18 protein-coding genes are annotated in these 18942 nt (G+C 64.9%); 3 read left to right on the forward strand and 15 right to left on the reverse strand.

Annotated features, from left to right (window positions below):
• Positions 1-20: 20 nt before the first annotated feature.
• The 5 genes from phnE to RS901_RS14870 all read right to left on the reverse strand — a co-directional run bounded on the left by phnE (position 21) and on the right by RS901_RS14870 (position 5362).
• The gene (gene phnE / locus RS901_RS14850; protein WP_316149559.1) at positions 21-1121 is read right to left on the reverse strand and encodes a phosphonate ABC transporter, permease protein PhnE; all 1101 of its coding nucleotides are present in this window, start codon (positions 1119-1121) and stop codon (positions 21-23) included.
• Positions 1057-1839, reverse strand: a complete 783-nt coding sequence (locus RS901_RS14855; protein ID WP_316149560.1) for a phosphonate ABC transporter ATP-binding protein — start codon at positions 1837-1839, stop codon at positions 1057-1059. The genes phnE and RS901_RS14855 overlap by 65 nt, the downstream gene beginning before the upstream one ends.
• An 84-nt stretch (positions 1840-1923) precedes the next feature.
• Positions 1924-2880 carry a phosphate/phosphite/phosphonate ABC transporter substrate-binding protein gene (locus RS901_RS14860; RefSeq protein ID WP_316149562.1) on the reverse strand — a complete coding sequence of 319 codons (957 nt, stop codon included), beginning with the start codon at positions 2878-2880 and terminating at the stop codon, positions 1924-1926.
• 144 nt (positions 2881-3024) lie between these two features.
• The gene (locus tag RS901_RS14865; RefSeq protein ID WP_316149563.1) at positions 3025-5175 is read right to left on the reverse strand and encodes a phosphocholine-specific phospholipase C; all 2151 of its coding nucleotides are present in this window, start codon (positions 5173-5175) and stop codon (positions 3025-3027) included.
• A 52-nt stretch (positions 5176-5227) separates the two neighbouring features.
• Positions 5228-5362, reverse strand: coding sequence for a hypothetical protein (locus RS901_RS14870; RefSeq protein ID WP_316149564.1), 135 nt, complete (start codon positions 5360-5362; stop codon positions 5228-5230).
• 214 nt (positions 5363-5576) lie between these two features.
• On the opposite strand from RS901_RS14870, the gene RS901_RS14875 reads away from it, so the two are divergent.
• On the forward strand, positions 5577-6428 hold the full coding sequence (locus RS901_RS14875; protein ID WP_316149565.1) for an HAD-IIA family hydrolase: 852 nt from the start codon (positions 5577-5579) through the stop codon (positions 6426-6428).
• On the opposite strand, the gene RS901_RS14880 is transcribed toward RS901_RS14875, so the two are convergent.
• The 7 genes from RS901_RS14880 to RS901_RS14910 form a co-directional block, all read right to left on the reverse strand.
• The gene (locus RS901_RS14880; RefSeq protein WP_316153516.1) at positions 6415-7248 is read right to left on the reverse strand and encodes a MurR/RpiR family transcriptional regulator; all 834 of its coding nucleotides are present in this window, start codon (positions 7246-7248) and stop codon (positions 6415-6417) included. The two genes, RS901_RS14875 and RS901_RS14880, sit on opposite strands and share 14 nt — an antisense overlap.
• A 173-nt stretch (positions 7249-7421) precedes the next feature.
• On the reverse strand, positions 7422-8576 hold the full coding sequence (locus tag RS901_RS14885) for a DSD1 family PLP-dependent enzyme (protein ID WP_316149566.1): 1155 nt from the start codon (positions 8574-8576) through the stop codon (positions 7422-7424).
• Between the two features lie 18 nt (positions 8577-8594).
• A complete protein-coding gene (locus RS901_RS14890) occupies positions 8595-10151 on the reverse strand; it encodes a M81 family metallopeptidase (RefSeq protein ID WP_316149567.1) in 1557 nt (518 codons plus the stop codon).
• Positions 10152-10165: 14 nt separating this feature from the next.
• Entirely contained in the window at positions 10166-11146 is a 981-nt protein-coding gene (locus RS901_RS14895; protein WP_316149568.1) for a tripartite tricarboxylate transporter substrate binding protein, read from the reverse strand.
• Between the two features lie 171 nt (positions 11147-11317).
• Complete coding sequence (locus tag RS901_RS14900) at positions 11318-12289, reverse strand: ornithine cyclodeaminase family protein (protein ID WP_316149569.1); 972 nt, start codon at positions 12287-12289, stop codon at positions 11318-11320.
• Entirely contained in the window at positions 12279-12908 is a 630-nt protein-coding gene (locus RS901_RS14905) for a helix-turn-helix transcriptional regulator (protein WP_316149570.1), read from the reverse strand. Before RS901_RS14905 ends, RS901_RS14900 begins: the two co-directional genes overlap by 11 nt.
• Before the next feature lie 45 nt (positions 12909-12953).
• A complete protein-coding gene (locus RS901_RS14910; RefSeq protein WP_316149571.1) occupies positions 12954-13880 on the reverse strand; it encodes a LysR family transcriptional regulator in 927 nt (308 codons plus the stop codon).
• A gap of 153 nt (positions 13881-14033) precedes the next feature.
• Here RS901_RS14910 and RS901_RS14915 point away from each other — a divergent pair, with 153 nt between their 5' ends.
• Both RS901_RS14915 and RS901_RS14920 read left to right on the forward strand, forming a co-directional pair.
• On the forward strand, positions 14034-15032 hold the full coding sequence (locus RS901_RS14915) for an aldo/keto reductase (protein WP_316149572.1): 999 nt from the start codon (positions 14034-14036) through the stop codon (positions 15030-15032).
• A gap of 30 nt (positions 15033-15062) precedes the next feature.
• Positions 15063-15965, forward strand: coding sequence for an NAD(P)-dependent oxidoreductase (locus RS901_RS14920; RefSeq protein ID WP_316149573.1), 903 nt, complete (start codon positions 15063-15065; stop codon positions 15963-15965).
• A 187-nt stretch (positions 15966-16152) separates the two neighbouring features.
• Here RS901_RS14920 and RS901_RS14925 read toward each other — a convergent pair whose 3' ends face one another.
• From RS901_RS14925 to RS901_RS14935, 3 genes are read right to left on the reverse strand one after another with little or no spacing between them, the layout of a single operon-like run.
• A complete protein-coding gene (locus RS901_RS14925) occupies positions 16153-16833 on the reverse strand; it encodes a c-type cytochrome (protein ID WP_316149575.1) in 681 nt (226 codons plus the stop codon).
• The gene (locus tag RS901_RS14930; protein WP_316149577.1) at positions 16824-18206 is read right to left on the reverse strand and encodes a HAMP domain-containing sensor histidine kinase; all 1383 of its coding nucleotides are present in this window, start codon (positions 18204-18206) and stop codon (positions 16824-16826) included. Before RS901_RS14930 ends, RS901_RS14925 begins: the two co-directional genes overlap by 10 nt.
• Complete coding sequence (locus RS901_RS14935; protein WP_316149578.1) at positions 18199-18879, reverse strand: response regulator transcription factor; 681 nt, start codon at positions 18877-18879, stop codon at positions 18199-18201. Before RS901_RS14935 ends, RS901_RS14930 begins: the two co-directional genes overlap by 8 nt.
• Between the last annotated feature and the right edge of the window lie 63 nt (positions 18880-18942).

The raw sequence follows: 18942 nt of genomic DNA on the forward strand, positions 1-18942 counted from the left end.
GTTGGACGGGCGGGCGGCTGTTATAGCAATCTCGCACGCACGCGCGCCGAGAACTGGTCGAGCAGGAACACCACAATGAAGATCGCAATCAGGATGGTCGCGACGTGGCCGTACTGGAACATGTCGAAGCGCCCTTTGAGTTCCTGTCCGATGCCGCCCGCACCGACCAGCCCGATGACAGTCGCCATGCGCACGTTCCGATCCAGGATGTAGAGCGTGTAGGCCGTGTACTGCGGCAGAACCTGCGGCAGTACCCCATACCATAGCGTCTTGAGCTTGCCCGCGCCGATGGCTTCCAACGCCTCCTGGGGCTTGTTGTCGGCGTTCTCGATATCCTCCGCGTAGAACTTGCCGAGAAAGCCGGCCGCGTGCAGGCTCAGCGCCAGCACGCCGGCGATCGGGCCGAAGCCATAGGCCAGCACCAGGAACAGTGCGACGATCAGTTCCGGCGCCGACCGCAACAGGCTGATTGAACCGCGCGCGAGCGTATAGGTAAGCCGGTTTGGCGTGTAGTTGCGTGCGGCGAGACAGGCCAGCGGTATCGACAGCAGCACCGACAGCAATGTCCCCCAGATCGCGATCTCGACGGTCTCCACCATCTTCACGAATACGGTCCACAAATAGCCGACGGGCTTGACCAGGTACTCGGTGCGTACCACCTTCGTTGCCCATTGCAACGATTGCGCATCCAGGCGCTGCTCGCGGTTCTCCAGGACTTCGATATGGGAAAACATGGGCAAGTGCTCGCGGTCGAGCCCGGGCAAGCGGGCCACTTCTTCGCGTTCGCCAAGCGCCGGCGGCCACATCGACTCGGCCACGCGCGACAGGCCGCGTAGCACCTGCGACTCAGGGCTCAAGCCAAGCAGCTTACCCACGGCTTGTCCCGTCATGGCGACCATTTGGTCCATTTCGGTGCGCTGACCGGTATAGAGCAAGGCCGCGAGCAAAGCCAACGCGATCAGCAAATGGCGCGCACGATAAGGCTGTTCCAGTTTCCAGTCGGCATGCGTGCCGGGCGTGGGCAGATAGGCAGTTCTGTTCATCGCGGTGCGTCCTTCATGCGGCAAGCGGGAGTGAGGTTTCGGGGGAGGGTGCGGCATCTTCCCAGCTGACGCCTCCATACAAGCGCTCGACCACGTCGTCCGTGAAATCTGCCGGTGTGCCGTCGAACACGATGCGCCCGCTGCGCATGCCGACGATGCGGTCACCGAACTCGCGGGCCAACTCGATCTGGTGCAGGCTGCACAGGACAGCGCTATTGCAGGCACGCGCGGCGTCCCGGATCAGGGTCAGGATGTCGCGCGAGATGCGCGGATCGAGGCTGGCCACGGGCTCGTCCGCGAGGATGACTTCGGGATCGAGCATAAAGGCGCGGGCGATGCCTACGCGCTGCTGCTGCCCGCCCGAGAGCTCGCCCGCGCGGCGCTGCAAGTGCGACGGGTCCAGGCCCACGCCAGCAAGGAGCGCGCACGCGCGCGCGCGATGCCTGGCTTCGAAACAGCCCAGCAGTGCGCGCCCCGTCGATACCGCCGGCAACGCACCGGCCAGCACGTTGCGGGCAACGCTCATGCGCGGGGTCAGGTTGAAATGCTGATGGATCATGGCCACGCGGCGGCGCAGTTGGCGCTCGGTGGCACGGGTCAGTGCGATGCCGTCCACTGCCACGCATCCGGCGCTTGGCCGCATCAGGCCGTTGACGGCGCGCAGCAGCGTGGATTTGCCCGCGCCCGAGGGGCCGAGCACCACGCAGAATTGCCCGCGCGGCACGGAGAGGCTGATGTCCGACAAGGCCGCCGTACCGTCGGGCCAGAGCTTGGACACGTTTTGGAAATCGATCATGAAGAATGGCTTATAGGTTGGGGGTTGAGCATGGCACTGCCATGCTCAACCGGGCCATGCCGGGTGGGCAAGCGAAGGCTGTGCTCAGCGCGCGCCGGCCTTCCTGATGATGTCGGTCTTGACCTGGTCGGTCACGAGATCGAACATCCTGCCGGCGGCTGCCATGTCGGCTTCGCTTACCTTCGAGGTATAGCCGTCGACCTTGCCGCCACCATAGCCGCGGATCTGGTCCTTGCTGATGCCCGGCAGTCTGTTGATGTTGTTGAACGCGTCGCGTAGCCTGGCCTTGACGTCGCCGCTCAGTTTCGGATGCATGGCCAGCGGGGGGTAGGGTATCGGCGCGCTCTTCGCCACCACCTTGACGCGGGCGGGATCGATGGCCTTGGCGTTCACGGCTTTCTCAAACGAATCAAAGGAGGCGCCACCGGCATCCACCAGGCCTTCGGCCAGCGCCTTGAGCACATTGGCGTGGCTGCCGGCCATGCTGATCACGGCAGCGTCGCTTGCCGGCCGCACACCGGACGCAAGCATCATGGCGACGGGCACATTGAAGCTCGACGTCGAATTCACATCGCCCAACGCGATCTTCTTGCCCTTCAGGTCCGTGAGCCGGTCGATGCCGGCATCGGTGCGGGCGAAGATGCCGGAGTAGTACACCGATGCGCCATCGCGCACGGCCAGCGCGAGCAGCTCCGCACAGCCGCGCGCGCGCGCCTGCAGGTAGCTCGCCGGGCCATACCAGGCAATATCGGCGGCGCCGTTGCACATCGCTTCGACCACGGCGCCGTAGCTTTGTCCGATCTTGATATCGAACTTCAGGCCCGTGGCCTGGCTGATCGCGCCGAAGATGGGTTCGAAATCCTTCTTCGTGCCATCCTCGGTGCCGCCGTCGGCCGGAATCAGGACGACGCGCAACGGCCTGGCCGCGCTGCCATCGTGCTGCGCCTGGGCCGACACGGTGGTGCTGCCGAAAAGGCCGAGAAGGCCAATGCAGGCCAAAGCCAGCGCCGGTATGGCGCGGATGCAGAAACTGCGGTTCATGGTGATAGGTTCCTTCCCCTCGGTGGGGTATGTCTGCCGTGGCAGGTGGCTAGTCAGGCGGCGAATTTAGGCTGCTAATGCCGAGTGGCCTGCATCGATGCAGGCCACTCGCTCAGTCATCCACGAGTCTTAAGGCAACCGGGCTCACACGCCCGGCGCCGCCATGGCCGGATCGCTGACACTGTCCTTTCCAGTCTCGAGCCTGCCAGCGAAGCGCCGCAGATAGCTCGGGTCGTCCTGGCGCTCGATGCTGAAGTCGTACCATCGGCCGCTGTTCTGCAGCGACCAGCGCTGTTCCACGACCTCGCCGCCGGCGGGAACGGTCAACGTCCAGGGGCCATCGTTGCGATACGCATTGGCCTTCACCGTCACGGCGCACGGCGCGGTGCCCGTGTTGCGCATATGCAGGTACACCTGGCCGTTCTTCGGGTCGTAGCAGACCTGACATTCGGGCAGCGCGGCCCCGGTCCCCACGGTGCCGGCGAAATGCCGGACGAACCCGTTCGGCCCGAGCACCCACAGGTCGTACTTGCCGTTGTCGGCAACGACGTCCCAGGTGTCCGGCAAGCTCTTGTCCGCTTCCACGGTATAGCGACGCGGAATGCGGTCCAGGTGCAGCTTGTCGTAGACGTGGAACACCGCACCCTGCATGCCGCCATTGGCGAACAGCAGTGTCACGTTCCGGGCCGAAGGGTCGACGCGCGCGCTCGTATGCAGCTCGTAGGGCAGCGCGCGCGAGAAGCGGACACCGGGCTCCTGGAACAGGGGCTGCGGCGTGGCGGGCGGCGTTGGCGCCGGCATGGATTTCTGCTGGGCTTCGATGATCGCGTAGTCGCTGGTGTCCGGCAGTGCGGGGAATTTCGGGTCGTTGGGCGTGGCGAAATCGAAAGCGGAGGTGAGGTCACCGCAGACCGCGCGATGCCAGGGGCTGATCGCGGGAACGGTGATGCCGAAGCGCTGCTCCAGGAACAGTCCCACCGACGTATGGTCGAACGTCTGGGAATTGACCCAGCCGCCCTTGCTCCATGGCGACACCACATACATCGGCACGCGCGGACCGAGCCCCCACGGGCGGGTGTTGCCGCTGATGGTATCCAGGGGATGCAGATACTTGCGCGCCGGGTCGGAGAAATACTCGCCTTCCAGCGGCACCGTCGACTTGCCGGCGAGGCTTCCGTCCGCGTTGTAGGACGGCACGGCGGGCGGCGGCAGGTGGTCAAACAGCCCGTCGTTCTCGTCGAACGTCTGGAGGAACACGGTCTTGCTCCAGACCTCCGGGTTCGAGGTCAGCGCATCCAGCACCTGGGCCGTGAAGTTGCCGCCATGCTGCGGGCTCGAGGGCGCGCCCGGATGTTCCGACTGCAGCTGGGTCGGCAGCACCCACACTACTTCGGGCAGCGTGCCGTTCTGCACGTCGCGCTTCAGGTCCTCGATGGTCCACAAGCTCATGCCTTGCTTGTACAGGGGCGAGTCCGGCTGCGACGAGCGGAACGAATCGAACGCCAGGCCGCCGTGCATGGCCCCGGTCCAGTTGTCGTTCGGGTTCTGGTAGATGCGCCAGTTGATTCCCGCTTTTTGCAGCACGTCCGGCAGCGTGGGCCAGTGGAAGGACGAGCCGGCATAGGTGTAGCCCGGCGTCGGCAGCGCGCCCTTGATCCAGCAGCGCAGGTTGTTCGGCTCGGAGTCGGTATCGGTGCTGTTGATGCCTTGTGCGCGCAGGTCCGGATTGAAGTTGGAGCCCGAGAAGAAAACGATGCGGTTGGGGTCCGTGCCGGTGGTGATCGAGCAGTGATAGGCGTCGCAGATGGTAAATGCTTCGGCCAGCGCGAACTGGAAAGGAATGTCGTCGCGCTTGTAGTAGCCCATCGAGTACGGCTTCTTGAACTTCGGCCACATGCCGAACTTGCCCTGATTCCAGGCCGCCTGCGCATCCGAGAATGAGTGCGGCGTGCTCGGCACCATCAGCGCGTTCATGGTCTGCTTGTCGAGGTGGAACGGTGGAATCTCGTTCACGCCATCCGACTGATACCAGACCGGCTTGCCGCTTTCCAGCGGAATCGGGAAGCGGTCACCGAAGCCCCGCACCCCTTTCATGGTGCCGAAGTAGTGATTGAACGCGCGGTTCTCCTGCATCAGGATGACGATGTGCTTGACGTCCTTGATGGTGCCGGTCTCTACCGAGGCGGGCACGGCGAGCGCGCGGCGAATGCTGGGCGGCAGCACGGTGAGCGTGGCGGCGGCGCCCACGGCTTGGGTGGCGGTGCGGAGAAAATTTCGTCTGTCGTTGGATTTCATGGGTCTGACCTGTGGGCGATGGCGGGGGAGGACCAGGCGGGGGCGCGGGGGCTTAAGGGGCCAGCGGTGCGCAGCGCAGCGTGTCCGCCGGCTTTTTCGCGTCCGCCTGTGCCGATGCAAGCGGCTGTTGCGTTGCCGTGGATGCTGACTCGTCGCCGCCGCCGCAGCCGGCGAGCGCCAGGGTCATCACAACGCCGGCTATGGCGGCCAGGCATCTTGCGTGCAAAATTTTCATGGGAAGGTCCGTGTCGCGTGGTTGGGGGTGGGGCAACACGAATCCTAGTCAGGCCATATGACAAGAAAATGAACGTTGCTCAATGGTTTGTGTATGTAGAATGAGCAAACTTCAGGCCTGAGTCCGGGCCTGGGTTCAGATCCTAAGTTCAGACCTCAACGCAGAAATGACGATTACCAGTCAATGTCCATCCGACCGATGCGCGGCCATCGTTGCCGGCGTCCCGCAGCCCGAGCTGCCTCCCTGGCGCGCGGCGTCATGGCGTTATATCGTCGATCTCGACGGTACGCTGATCCGCAACGGTGCCGCGTTACCCGGCGCTGCCCCACTGCTTGAGGCATTGGCGGGCCGTTACGCCATCGTGTCGAACAACTCGACCGACACGGCCGCGGGCCTGTCGCGCAAGCTGCACCGCATGGGCCTGGCGGTGGCGCCGGCGCACCTGGTGCTTGCCGGGGAAATGACTGTGGACTGGCTGGCGCGTACCTCCCCCGATGCGCGCGTGCTGTTGCTGGGCAGCCCCACGTTGCGCCGCCATGCGCAGCGGATGGGGTGCCGGCTGGTGGCGCAGGGCGCGGACGTGGTACTGCTGGCGCGCGATCCCTGCTTCAGCTACGGCAAGCTTTCGGCCGCGGTGAACGCGCTGCGCGCAGGGGCCCGGCTGGTCGTCACCAATCCCGATATCAGCCATCCCGGCGACAATGGCACTTGTGTTCCGGAAACCGGTACGCTGCTGGCCGCGCTGACAGCCTGTGCCGAGGTCCAGCCTGAGTGCGTCATCGGCAAGCCCTCTGCCGCGCTGTTCCGCGAGGGGCTGCGGCGGTTGCAAGCAAGGCCCGCGCAGGCGCTGATGATCGGCGACAACCCGGCGACCGATGCCGTGGGCGCTATCGCGATGGGCATGTCGTTCCTGCTCCTTGGCACGGGGCCCGGTGCCGAGGCGAAGACCCCGGCGCAGTTGCTCGACACCTGGTGTACCGGCCGAAAGGCCCTGCCTTCCGAACTCAATAGCGTTTGAGCGACAGTATCTCGAAGGTGTGGCGAATGGTCTTGACCGCGCGCTCGTAGTCGGTCAGGGACAGGCAGGCGATCAACACATCGATGATCGCCAGTTGCGCCAGGCGGCTGGTCATGGCCTCCGTGCGGAACTGGGTTTCGCGCGCCATCGTCAGCAGCACCACGTCGGAGAACGCCTGGATCGGCGACTTACCGAAGTTGGTGATGCAGATGGTGTGCGCGCCGGCTTCCTTGGCCAGCCGCGTCGCCGTCACGGTTTCATGTGTGCTGCCGGAATGCGAGATGGTCAACACCGCGACGTCCGGCCCGGTCAGCGAGGCGCTGATCACCTGCACATGCGAATCGACCACGGCCTTGGCGTTCAGGCCGATACGCAGCATGCGGTAGTGCGCATCCTCGGCAATCGTGGCGGCGCTGCCGATGCCATAGATCTCGATGCGCTTGGCCTTCTTCAGGATGCGCACGGCGCGCTCCAGCGCGCCGACATCAAGGGCCGACTGCGTCTCGTGCAGCGTCTGCACATTGCTCTGGAAGATCTTGCGCACGACGGTTGCCGCATTGTCGCCGGGTTCCAGGTCTTCGTGGATCAGCTGCACGGGCCGCACGATCTCCTGCGCAAGTGCGATCTTCATCTGCTGGAAGCCGGTCGCGCCGAGCGTCTTGCATACGCCGACCACGCTCCCCTCGCTTGCTCCGGTGCGGTCAGCCACTTCGCTGACCGACATATGGACGACCTCGTCGGGATGGCTGGCGATAAAATCCGCAATGCGCTGGCCGGTGGCCCCGAGCGTATCGCGGATGCTGGCGATACGCGTGACGATGGCGCCCAGCGCGTTCGGCGGTGCGCTGGAAACGGCCTTCTTTGGGGCGTTCTTCTTGCTTGCTGGCATGGATCTTCTTTATCGGACGTCCGCCGCTGCGAACAGATGCCCGCCATTGTAGAAGAACGCTGCCCGCTTCGGGCAGACCTCATGCCAGAGTTCCGGAGCGCATCTCACCAGCCATGGAAGCGCTCCCAGGCCGCCAGCCGGCCGTCCTCGGAGAGCGCGCGGTATTCCGGGAACTGCGCGCCAGTGGCACAGGCATGGTTGGGCAGGATACGCAGCCGCGTGCCGAGCGGGAAGCGCCCGACAATGTCCGGATCCGGCTCGCTCTCGCGCGACACGATCCCGTGTTCCTGGTTGGCCTGGCTCAGCACGTAGCCGGGGAGCACCGTGCCGTCCAGGGTACAGACCTGCCCGTAGCCATAGTCCCGCTTTTGCTTCTGCGTGCCGCGGTCGCGGCTCATCGCCATCCAGCCTGCGTCCACGATGGCCCAGCCCTTTTCGCTCTGATGGCCGATCACCGTGGTCAGCACGCTGAGCGCGATGTCGTCGGCCGTGCAGACGCCCACGTTATGCATGACCAGGTCGAACAGCACATAGACGCCGGCGCGCACTTCGGTGACGCCATCGAGATGCTGGGCGGCAAGCGCGGTTGGGGTGGAGCCGATGCTGACCACGGGGCAGGGCAGGCCGGCCGCGCGCAGGCGCTCGGCCGCGCCGACGCATCCGGCGCGTTCCTGCTCGGCCAGCGCGGCCAGTGCCTCGGGCGTGTTTAGCTCATAGCTCGAGCCTGCGTGGGTCAACACGCCAGCGACGCGCATGCCGCCCTCATGCAGCGCACGGCCCACTTCGAGCAGCGCGGCATCGCCAGGCCGTATCCCCGAGCGGTGCCCGTCCGTGTCGACCTCGATCAGCACGTCGAACGCCTCGCCGTTGGCGTGGCCGAATGCCGCAATCGCCTGTGCCGAAGCGACGCTGTCAGTGAGGATCTTCAGGTCGCACCCGCGCCGCCGCAGTGCCAGCGCCTGCGGCAACCGGTGCGCCGCCGTGCCGACGGCATAGACGATGTCGGTAATGCCTTCGGCAAAGAAGTACTCAGCTTCCTTCAGCGTGGACACCGTGATGCCCTGTGCGCCGGCCGCAAGCTGGGCGCGCACGACCGGCGTGCATTTGGACGTCTTGACGTGCGGGCGGAAGCGCGTGCCCAGCGCGTTCAGGTGCTGCTGCATCCGGTCGATGTTGCGTTGCATGCGCGCCAGGTCGATGACGGCCGCGGGCGTATCGAGGGAATAGAGGGAGTGGACGGAGTCGGGCGAGATGGACATGTCGGGCCAGATAGAGAGTTATGCGGGCGCGCCGTGCTCGCGCAGCAGCCGGATATGCGGCTTCCACGTGGTCATGGCATCGAGCGGGACCACCGGACGGGGCAGGCGCTGGAAGTCGAAGCGGGACAGCACCGGCGAGGTCAGACCCGGGGCGTCGACGCTGAAAATTTGCTCGAGGTCAAAGAACTCGTCGAACGCCGCGCGGAAATGGCCACGCGATTTCACCACCACCGTGCGCGCGGCGGCGATATCGATGCCGAACATCTCCAGCAAAACGGGCTCGTGACATTGATGGCGGTTGGTGATCACCACCACCTGCACGCCGCCGACTTGCAGCAGCGCCGATGGGCCCAGGTTGAAACTGCACCCGGCCAGCTGCCCCCTGCGACCCACGCCTTTGCCCGAATGCAGCCGCAGCACCGTGGCGGGCGCGCTGAACGCATTGGAGTACGTGGTGCGTTCGTCGCGATTGAAGTGGGCGGTGAAAGCCGCGCCCTCGCCAAAGGCATGGGCGTCGGCGCTGAGTTCGGCGTCCGTGACCACGCCGAGCACGGCGTCGCGCACGTCCGCGTGCAATAGCGCCGCCAGCAGGAAGGGCGTATTGCCGCGTCCGCCGCCGCCGGGGTTGTCGGCCACATCAGCCAGCAACACAGGCGGGAGCGTGCGATCCTCGCCGGCGGCCCTGGCCAGTGCTACCGCCTCTTCAAGGGACGTCAACGCGGGCGTGAAGGCGGCGCGGCCGTCCCACGCAGGCATGACCAGATCCCGGGCGATCTGCCGCGCAAGCTCGGCATCGTCGCGGGTCGTGACGATCACTGTCAGGCCGTTCTTCGGGGTGTCGCCGAAGGCAAAGCCGCCCACCACCGAGATATTGACGATGCGCGGATCGTCCAGCGCTTCCGCCGCCTCGATCATGTCGGCGTAAGGACCGGTGCCGGACGCGGTCAACAGCTGGGTCGGCGGTGCACAGACCGGCATGCGCACGTGCGCGACGCAGAAGCGCGCGCCTTGCATCAGCTCGACGAGGATGTCTGCCGCGTCCGTGCCGCGCTCGGCCATGTCGGTATGCGGATTGCGGCGATAGGAAATCAGGGTGTCCACCGCATCCACCATGCGATCGGACACGTTCGCGTGCAGGTCGATGGTGGCGACGATCGGCACCGACGGTCCGACAATGGACCTCACCAGCTCGAAGACCAGGCCGTCGGGGTCATCCTCCTCGGTGGTAATGGCAGCGCCGTGCTCGCAGAGGTAGACCGCATCCAACGGCAAGGCGGCGCGCAACTCCCGTTCAAAGGTGGCGAGCGTCTCCATGAAAAAGCCGTGCTCGACCGGGCCGCCTGACTCCGCATTGGCGAACAGGATCGGGACTGGCGTCCACAGTCCCTTGCTATCCATGCGGCGCACAAAGGCCGGGATCTCTGGCGTCATGGCGGGCGCCGCGGCGCGCGCATCCGACAGCAGCGCACTGCCGGCGAGGTAAGCCCGGTCCACGAAGTCGGTACGCGTGGACACTGGCGCAAAGCGGTTCGATTCGATGGCAAAGCCGAGAATTGCAACGCGGGGATTGGACATGGTCGGCGGTTGGCTCAGTTCTGCTTGGGGATCTTCGCGCTCTCGACCAGGGCGGCCCATTTCTTCTGCTCGCTGGCGATGAAACGGACGAACTCTTCGCGGGTGGCGGTGGCAGCGACGGCGTTGGCATTGGACAGGTCCTGGCGCAACTGGTCGGACTTCAGCACCTTTTCCAGCGCCGTGCCAAGCTTGTCGACGATGGGCTGCGGCGTGCCCTTGGGAACGACCAGGCCACCCCACGAGACGTTCTCATACCCCTTCAGGCCCGACTCATTGAGCGTTGGCACATTGGGATACAGCGCAACGCGTTCGCGGCTGGTGATCGCCAGCGCGCGCAGCTTGCCGCTCTTGATCAGCGGCCAGGCCACCGATGCATTGGTAATGGTGTAGTCGAGCCGGCCGCCGGCAAGGTCGGTCAGGGACGCGGGGTCGCCGTTGTACGGAATGAACAGCACGTCGACGCCGGCCATCTTCTTGAGCAGTTCGCCGCCCATGTGGCCGCTGCTGCCGGTGCCCGCGGCGGCGTACGACAGCTTGCCCGGCGATTTCTTCGCCAGGGCCAGCAGCTCGGCCACATTCTTCACCGGGGAGTCTGCACGTACCACCAGCAGGTTGTAGATGGAGAACATCTGGCCCACGGGCACGAAGTCCTGCCGCACATCGTAGGGAAGCCTGGTGAACAGCGCCGGGTTGATGGCGAGGGTGTTGATGTTGCCGTAGCCCAGCGTATACCCGTCCGGCGCGGCGCGCTTGACCTGGGCCATGCCGATGTTGCCCGCGGCACCGGGGCGATTGTCGACGACAAAGCTGGCGTTGGTTTCCTTCGCGAGGTGCGTCAGCACGATGCGGGTCAATACGTCGGCCGATCCGCCGGCCGCGGAGGCGACGATGACGGTAACCGGCTTATGCGGCCACGGGTCGGCCGCCTGGGCAAAGGCGCTGAAGCAACAGGCAGCACTGAGTGCGAGAGCTTTGAAGGCAGTAGTGAGGCGCATGAAATATCTCCGGACGAGAGGGAGGTATGGAGGTCCTTGACCGGTCCGGAAGCGCATCGCTGGCGTGCCGTGGGCAAGGCGCCGTAGCCGCGCGGCGGCTACGGGGAAATCGTCAAAATGAGCGGGTCCTGCTTTGCAAGCACTGAAGCTGTTACACCCCCTGTCGCACCTTTACCAGGACCACGCGATGCCGGAACCCATGCGCGCCGTGCGGGCGCGCTGATGGAGCATGCGTGCCACGGTCAGGTCCTGCAGCGCGAGACCGGTCATGTCGAAGACCGTGATGTCGGTCGGTTGCCGGTTCGCGCAAGCCTTTCCCGTCAGCAGATCGCCAAGTTCCGTGCACGGCGTATCGGGGGCCCACTGGGTCTCGCCGATCTGTTGCGCCTGGGCCCGGTCGTCGACAAACAGGCGCACGCGCTCCAGCAGGCCAGGGGGCAGTTCGCGCTTGCCTTTCGTGTCGGCACCGACGCAATTCAGGTGCGTACCGGCTTGCACGGATTTCTGTTCGAACAATGCGCCGCCGCCCGGGGTGGCGGTGATCACTACGTCGCTCTGCGCCACGGCGGCATTGGCGTCGCCTGCCGGCGCGATGTCGCAACGTTGGGCGAAGACCGCTTCAAATGCCGCATCGCGCTTGCCGTCCACCGTGGCATAGCGGATCTCGCACAGCGCCGGCAACATCTGCAGCGCAAAGCTCACTTGCACGCGAGCCTGTACGCCGGTGCCGAACACGCACAAGCGGGTGCTGTCGGCACGCGCCAACTGTTGCAGCCCCAGGCCGCCGGCGGCGCCCGTGCGCATGGTCGTGACCGCATTGCCGTCGATGATGCAGACGGGCCGTCCGGTAGCCGGATCGATCAGCATGATGGTGGCCTGGTGCGGCTCACCGCCAAGCCGGCGGTTGTCCGGCCAGAAGCCCGCGGCCTTGAAGCCGAGCAAGCCTTGCGCCTGCACATCGCCTGACTTGATGCCGAATACGCCGCCCGTTGCGAGCGGCTCGCGCACGACAGGGAAGACACGACCCTCGCGCTGACTATGCAGGACGAAGGCCTCATTCACGGCCTGCAGCACATCGTCGGGAAGCAACAGGGCCTCGACCTCGTTCTTGTCGAGCAGCAGCAGGCGCGCGTCACTTGGCATCGCTGTACACCGTTGCGCGCGATACACCCAGATGCATCGCGACGATTTCCATTGCGCGGCGCACTTCCATGCAGCCCGCGTCCTTGAGTTCGCGTATCAGTGCGCGCCGGTCCGTCGCCTTGAGCGAGCGGGGCGTGGTCGCGAGCCGTGCCGCGAACTGGTCGATGCGATGCCGGATGGCGTCTGCACTGACCGGGTCGAGCGATTCGGTCACGCCGGCGGCCGCGCCGACGCTGCCAAACTGCCCCAGCATGCTCTGCAAGCCGCGAAACAGGGAAAGGTCCACATTCAGGCACAGGGCCGCGATGTATTTCCCGGTCGAATCCTTGATGCCGATGGACGTGCTCTTGGCCTGGCGGCCGTCGGCGAACTGGTTCGCATAGTTGGCGATGATCTGCTGGTACTGCGGATCGGCGATGCGCGCGAGGCCGAGCTCTGTGGCCGGATCGCCAGGCTGGCGGCCCGACAGATTGTTATGGATCGCCAGGATGGCCTGCTCGGGATGCAGCAGGTCGTGGACCACCACTTCGCAAAACGGCGCCAGGGTCTCGCCGAGGCCCTGCGCCACTTGCTTGAGTTGCTCGAGCAGCGCTTGCTGCTCCGGGGTTCGTTTCGTCATGTGGACAGATTATCCAGAGTTGGACGAAACGTCAAGAATGAGTTCTTACCCTTTGGCCGTCAGGTGCTGTGGGCGCTGGTCAAGCCGGATCATGTCGATCAGCTGACGCAGGCCCGGCAGCGTCTGGCGCCGGCTCGGGTAGTACATGACCATGGGCGGTCCGGCGACCGCCCATTTCGGCAGCACCACTTCGAGCCGGCCGGCCGCAATGTCATCGGCCACGCGGCGTTCGAGGCAGTACGCGAGCCCAACACCGTTGAGCGCGGCCTCCACGGCCGTGTCGGTTTCGTTCGCGGTGATCGGGCCGGGCACGTCAAGTTCCAGCGCCTCCCGGCCATTGCCAAGCTCCCACCGGTACAACGAGTTGTCGCCGATGCGTATCCGGATGCACGCGTGCCGCATCAGGTCGTCCGGCTTCTTCGGCCGTCCGTGCCGCGCCAGGTATGCGGGGGAAGCCACCACGACCCAGCGCAGCGGTGGCGTCAGCGGCACTGCAATCATGTCGCGTGCGACCGTGTCGCCGTAGCGGATGCCGGCGTCGTAGCCGTCGGCAATGATGTCGACCAGGCGGTCGTCGACGGTGATGTCGAGCTGGATATCGGGGTAGGCGTCGATGAAGGCCGGCAGGACCGGGCCGATCAGCAGTCGCGACGCATCGCGCGGCACGTTGATACGCAACCGACCGGCCGGCGAGCTGCGATAGCGGTCGAGCTGGTCGATGGCCGCGCCGATGGTCTCAAAGCCCTGGTCGAGCTGCTCGGCCAGGGCGTTGCCGGCGGCAGTGGGCACGACCGAGCGACTGGTGCGGTTGAGCAGCTTCACGCCAAGCCGCGCTTCGAGATTGCGCATGGCGTGGCTCAGCGCCGACGTCGATACGCCCAGTTCAACTGCTGCTTGCCGGAAGCTGCGGCGGCGGCAGATGGTGACGAACACATTCAGGTCGGCAAGTTGGGAACGGGTGAAGGCGGGCATGGGGCGGGCACGGGGCGGGCATCGGAAAGGGAGGCGGCTTGCCTCAATGGAACGTTGAATTCATTTCAACGATATATGAGCTAGATTGTATGCGCCTCGGGCGGGGACATCGTAGTCCCACGCTCGCAGCTAACCACGTATTGGAGTTTTTGCATGAAGGTCGAGACGACACGCATTGAGGGCATCCCGGTTCCGGTATCGCGCATCGGGCTGGGCACATGGGCGATAGGCGGATGGATGTGGGGCGGCGCTGACGACGAGGCCTCCGTGGCGACCATCCGCTGCGCCCTCGACCAGGGCATCAACCTCATCGATACCGCGCCGGTATATGGCTTTGGCCACTCGGAAGAAGTGGTCGGCAAGGCGCTGGCCGGCATGCGCCAGCATGCGGTGATCGCGACCAAGGTCGGGCTCGAATGGGGCGCCGATGGCGTGCGGCGCAACGCCACGCCGGCGCGCATCCGGCAGGAAGTCGAAGATTCATTGCGCCGCTTGCGTACCGACTACATCGACCTGTACCAGGTGCATTGGCCCGACACGCTGGTGCCCTTTGCAGAAACCGCGGCCGAACTGGAGAAGCTGCGCACCGAAGGCAAGATCCTGGCGATCGGCGTCAGCAACTATTCGCCAATGCAGATGGATGCGTTCTCGGCGGCCGCGCCGCTTGCGGCGGTCCAGCCCCCGTACAATCTGTTCGAGCGCGCGGTCGAAGCCGAGGTACTGCCCTATGCGCGCAAAGACGGACTTGTCGTGCTCGCCTACGGCGCGCTTTGCCGCGGCCTGCTGTCCGGCAGGATGAATGCGTCCACCACATTCGACGGCGACGACCTGCGCAATTCGGACCCCAAGTTCCGGGGCCCGCGTTTTGCGCAGTACCTGGCGGCCGTCGATGCGCTCGCAGTGCTGGCGCGCGAGCGCCATGGCAAATCGGTGCTGGCCCTGGCGATCCGCTGGATTCTCGACCAGGGCCCGACGATTGCGCTATGGGGCGCGCGTCGCCCGGACCAGTTGGGCGGCATTGGTGACGCGTTCGGGTGGAAGTTGAGCGCGCAGGACCTGGCCGACATTGATGCATTGCTCGCACAGCATGTGACCGATCCGGTTGGTCCTGAATTCATGGCGCCCGGGCTGCGCGCCACGGCCGCTGCTTAGTAACAATAGTCATCATTCGGGAGTTTCATCATGCAGATCGGATTCATCGGCCTTGGCGCAATGGGCGCCGCGATTGCCAGGAACCTTGTCGAGGACGGCCACGACGTCCACGTTTTCAACCGCAACCCTGCACGTGCCGAACCGCTGCGCAAGGCTGGGGCTACGGTCGCCGGTAGCCCGGCACAGGCGGCTCAGCTGGCGGATGTCGTCTTTTCGATGGTGGCCGACGATGCCGCGCTCACATCGGTCACGTCAGGCGAGACCGGCATCCTCGCGGGCCTGAAGCCGGGCGCGCTGCATATCTCGCTCAGCACGATCGGCAGGGATACGGCACAGGCCCTGACAGTCCGGCATCGTGAAGCCGGAGTGGGCTTCGTCTCGGCGCCGGTGTTCGGCCGGCCCGACGCCGCCGCGGCGCGCAAGCTTTTCATCATGGCCGCAGGCGAGGACGAGCATCTGAAGGTTGCGGTGCCGCTGCTTGAACGGCTGGGGCAGTCCGTCGGCATCGTTGGCGCCGATCCGTCGCAGGCGAACCTCGTCAAGTTGATCGGCAATTTCATGTTGTCCGTGATCATCGAGACGCTGGGCGAAGCCTGCGCCGTGGCGGGCAAGGCGGGAATCGACCCGACGCACTTCATTGATCTGCTGACGAACGCCAACTTCAACGCGCCGCCTTACAAGATCTATGGTTCGATGATCGCGTCGCAACAGTTCCAGCCGGTTGGCTTTTCGCTGCCGCTCGGCCAGAAGGACAACCGCCTGATGCTGGCGGCCGCGGAGGCGCTCGGCGTGCCGCTCCCGCTTGCGAGCTTCATTCACGATCGTTTTCTTGCTGTGCGCTCGCGAGGCATTGGTGCCGAGCACGACTGGTCTGCCGTTGCACTGTGCGCGTTGACCGAGGGAGGGCTGCGGAAGGACGTCTGGTCTAGGTAGCGGGAGTCTCTCGTGTGCCTGCCGTTGAGGCTATCGCCGAGGGTGCATGCTTAATCGACTCGATATGCTCAGGATCTTCTGCGCGGCCGCGGAAGTGCCGTTGCCATCGGACGGACGCCACGCCGACCGTCGCAAGAGGATCCCCAGGTATGGTAAGCGCCCGATGCAGGAAGCGTGGCGCTGGCCATCACGGCTCGATCACCGACAAATATGCCGCAGCCTCTTCAATCTGCCGCTCGCTCAGCGTCGCAGCCACGGCCGTCATCGTCCCTGGCGATGATATTCCCGCCTTCGCGCGGGCCTGGAACTCGTGAAGCCGGTTGATGACAAATGGCGCGGGCTCGCCGGCAATGCCCGGATAGCGCGCGCCATTGCCTTTTCCATCGGCCGCATGGCAACTAAAGCAAGCCGGAACGCCCGGCGCCGCTCCCAGCTCGGCCAGTTGCTTGCCGGCCATCACCTTGGCCGGCGAGGGAGGGTGTTCGGCCTGGACGCGCGGGGGGTTCTGGGCGGAGAAGTACACCGCGAGGCTGCTTATTTCGCTGTCGGAAAGGTCATGTGCAACGCTTTGCATGACAACGCTCGCCCGCGTTCCTGCCCTGAACATGGACAATGCATGCGCAAGATACTCCGGGTTCTTTCCCGCGAGCCTTGGCACGCCAGTCGCCGTACCAGCCCCTGATGCGCCATGACACGAGACACAGCTGGTGACGGAGGGTGCTGGCGCATTGGGAGCGGGATCCTCCATAGTGACTGCGGAGTGCGCGTGACCGACGCAGGCAACAGCGATGAGCGCTGGCAAACAGAAACACAAGCAACGCAAGCGGTTGGCCCGCAGTTTTGGAGGGTGGGGGGCAGTCATGAGCATTTCCTGATATGGCTTGGCAAAAGGACTAGCGTAGCCCTTAACCCGGGGTGATTGTCGGTCAGTTCAAGGGCGCCCCCGTGCAGCTTCGCGACGGCGGCCACGAGACTGAGCCCCAATCCCACGCCCGGTGTACTGCGGCTTGCGTCGCCGCGGTAGAAGCGCTCGAGCACTTGGTTCTTCTCTTCGTCGGGGATACCTGGCCCATCGTCTGACACGGCGATCTCGATCGCCCCGTCCGGGCGGAGCGACGCTTCGACGGCGATCGTCCCATTGTTCTGGGCATACTTGAGCGCGTTGTCGATAAGGTTCCCGACCGCCTGCGCAAGAAGCAGGGGATCGCCCGCCAGCATAAGGGGTCCGGACGACGTGAAAGACAGGGCGACACCCTGGAGTTCCGCGACGGGTTGGTAGAATTCGGCGGCTTCACCTGCTACCGCGGATGCGTCAACTTCGATGAACCCGGCGCGGCGCATGCCGGAGTCAATCTCCGCCAGGCGCAGCAGTGCGTTGAAGACACCCATGACGCGGTCGACGTCGGCGATTGCGCTATCGATCTCGATGAAGGTCTGTTCCGGGCCAGGCCGGGTCACCGTCAGCTCCTCCAGGCGGGAACGCAATTCGGCCAGCGGTGTGCGCAGGTCATGCGCGATCGCATTGGACACGTTTCGGATGCCCTCAACCAGATGCTCGATCTGATCGAGCATGCGGTTCTCGGTCTCTACGAGCGTGTTGAGCTCGTTTTCACCGCCGTAGGCAGGCAATCGGTGCGCGAGATTGCCTTGCATGATGGCTGCGGCTGCCCGGTTGATGTCGTGTACCTTCGAGAGCAGCGCGCGACGGACCAGCAACCCGCCTGCTACGCCAAGCAGCAAAACCATGCAGGCCGCGCCCGCCAGTCCAGACATGAACAACGCTTCGAGCTTTTCGAACCGACTGATGTCCCGTCCCAATAACAGGTGATACCCACCGGGAAGTACCTTGTGTAGCAGCACGGCTGCCACCATCCGGTTTCGACCTTCGATTGACGCTGCATGCATGCCTGGCGATGTGGAAACCTCGCGGGGCCATGCCGGCAGATTGCCGGCAAGCTTTGCCAGTGCCGGATCAGCGAACAGAATGAAGGTGTGCTCCACGTCCTCAAGTTCCCCGCCCACGCGCATTCCAATCGCGGTCGCAAGCGCATCGGGACCCCGCCTGGCAAAGAGGTTCGTCATACTTCGCGCATCGGCGTGCAGCACCTCGGTTCGACTTTGCTCGATGGTGTCGTGCCAGGCGTATAAGAGTGGCGTGGCGAACAGGCCGAGCACAACGAGGCTCATCGCAACATAGCTGAGCCCTACATTCAGTGCTGAGAAGCGCAGGCGCTTAATCATCTGCCGTCATCATGTAGCCGGCGTTGCGAATCGTCCGCAGCAATTGCCGCCTGCTGCCGTCATCGATCTTCTGGCGCAGCTTGCTCACGTGAACGTCGACCACATTGCTCTGTGGGTCGAAATGATAGTCCCACACATTTTCCAGCAGCATGGTTCGTGTCACTACCTGGTTTGCGTGGCGCATCAGGTATTCGAGCAGCTTGAACTCGCGCGGTTGCAGCGCGACGGCCTTGCCCGCGCGCGTTACCTTATGGGAAAGCAGGTCCATGGACAGGTCGTCCAGCGTGAGCGTTGTCTCGGCACGACCGTCCTGCGAACGTCGCAGGAGGGCGTCGAGCCGTGCCAGCAGTTCGCCGAAGGCAAAGGGCTTGACAAGATAATCGTCACCGCCGCTCTTGAGGCCCCGAATGCGGTCATCGACATCAGCCAGGGCGCTCAGGATAAGGATAGGGACCTTGTTTCCAGTCCTGCGCAGCGCCTCGATGATCGCGAGGCCGTCAATGCCGCCGGGCAACATGCGATCCATGATGATCGCATCGTAAGGCTCGCTTGCAGCGAGGAACATGCCGTCGCGCCCGTTGCCGGCGTGATCCGCGGTGTGTCCCGCTTCGCTCAGGCCCTTCTTCAGGAACTGGGCGACCCGCTCATTGTCCTCTACGATCAATAGTTTCATGCTGTATCCCGCTTTGCCATGGTGATTGCAAGGAACCCCGCTCGTGCAATATCTGGTCTCTGC

Source organism: Cupriavidus sp. BIC8F (assembly GCF_032465815.1).
Classification (GTDB): domain Bacteria; phylum Pseudomonadota; class Gammaproteobacteria; order Burkholderiales; family Burkholderiaceae; genus Cupriavidus; species Cupriavidus necator.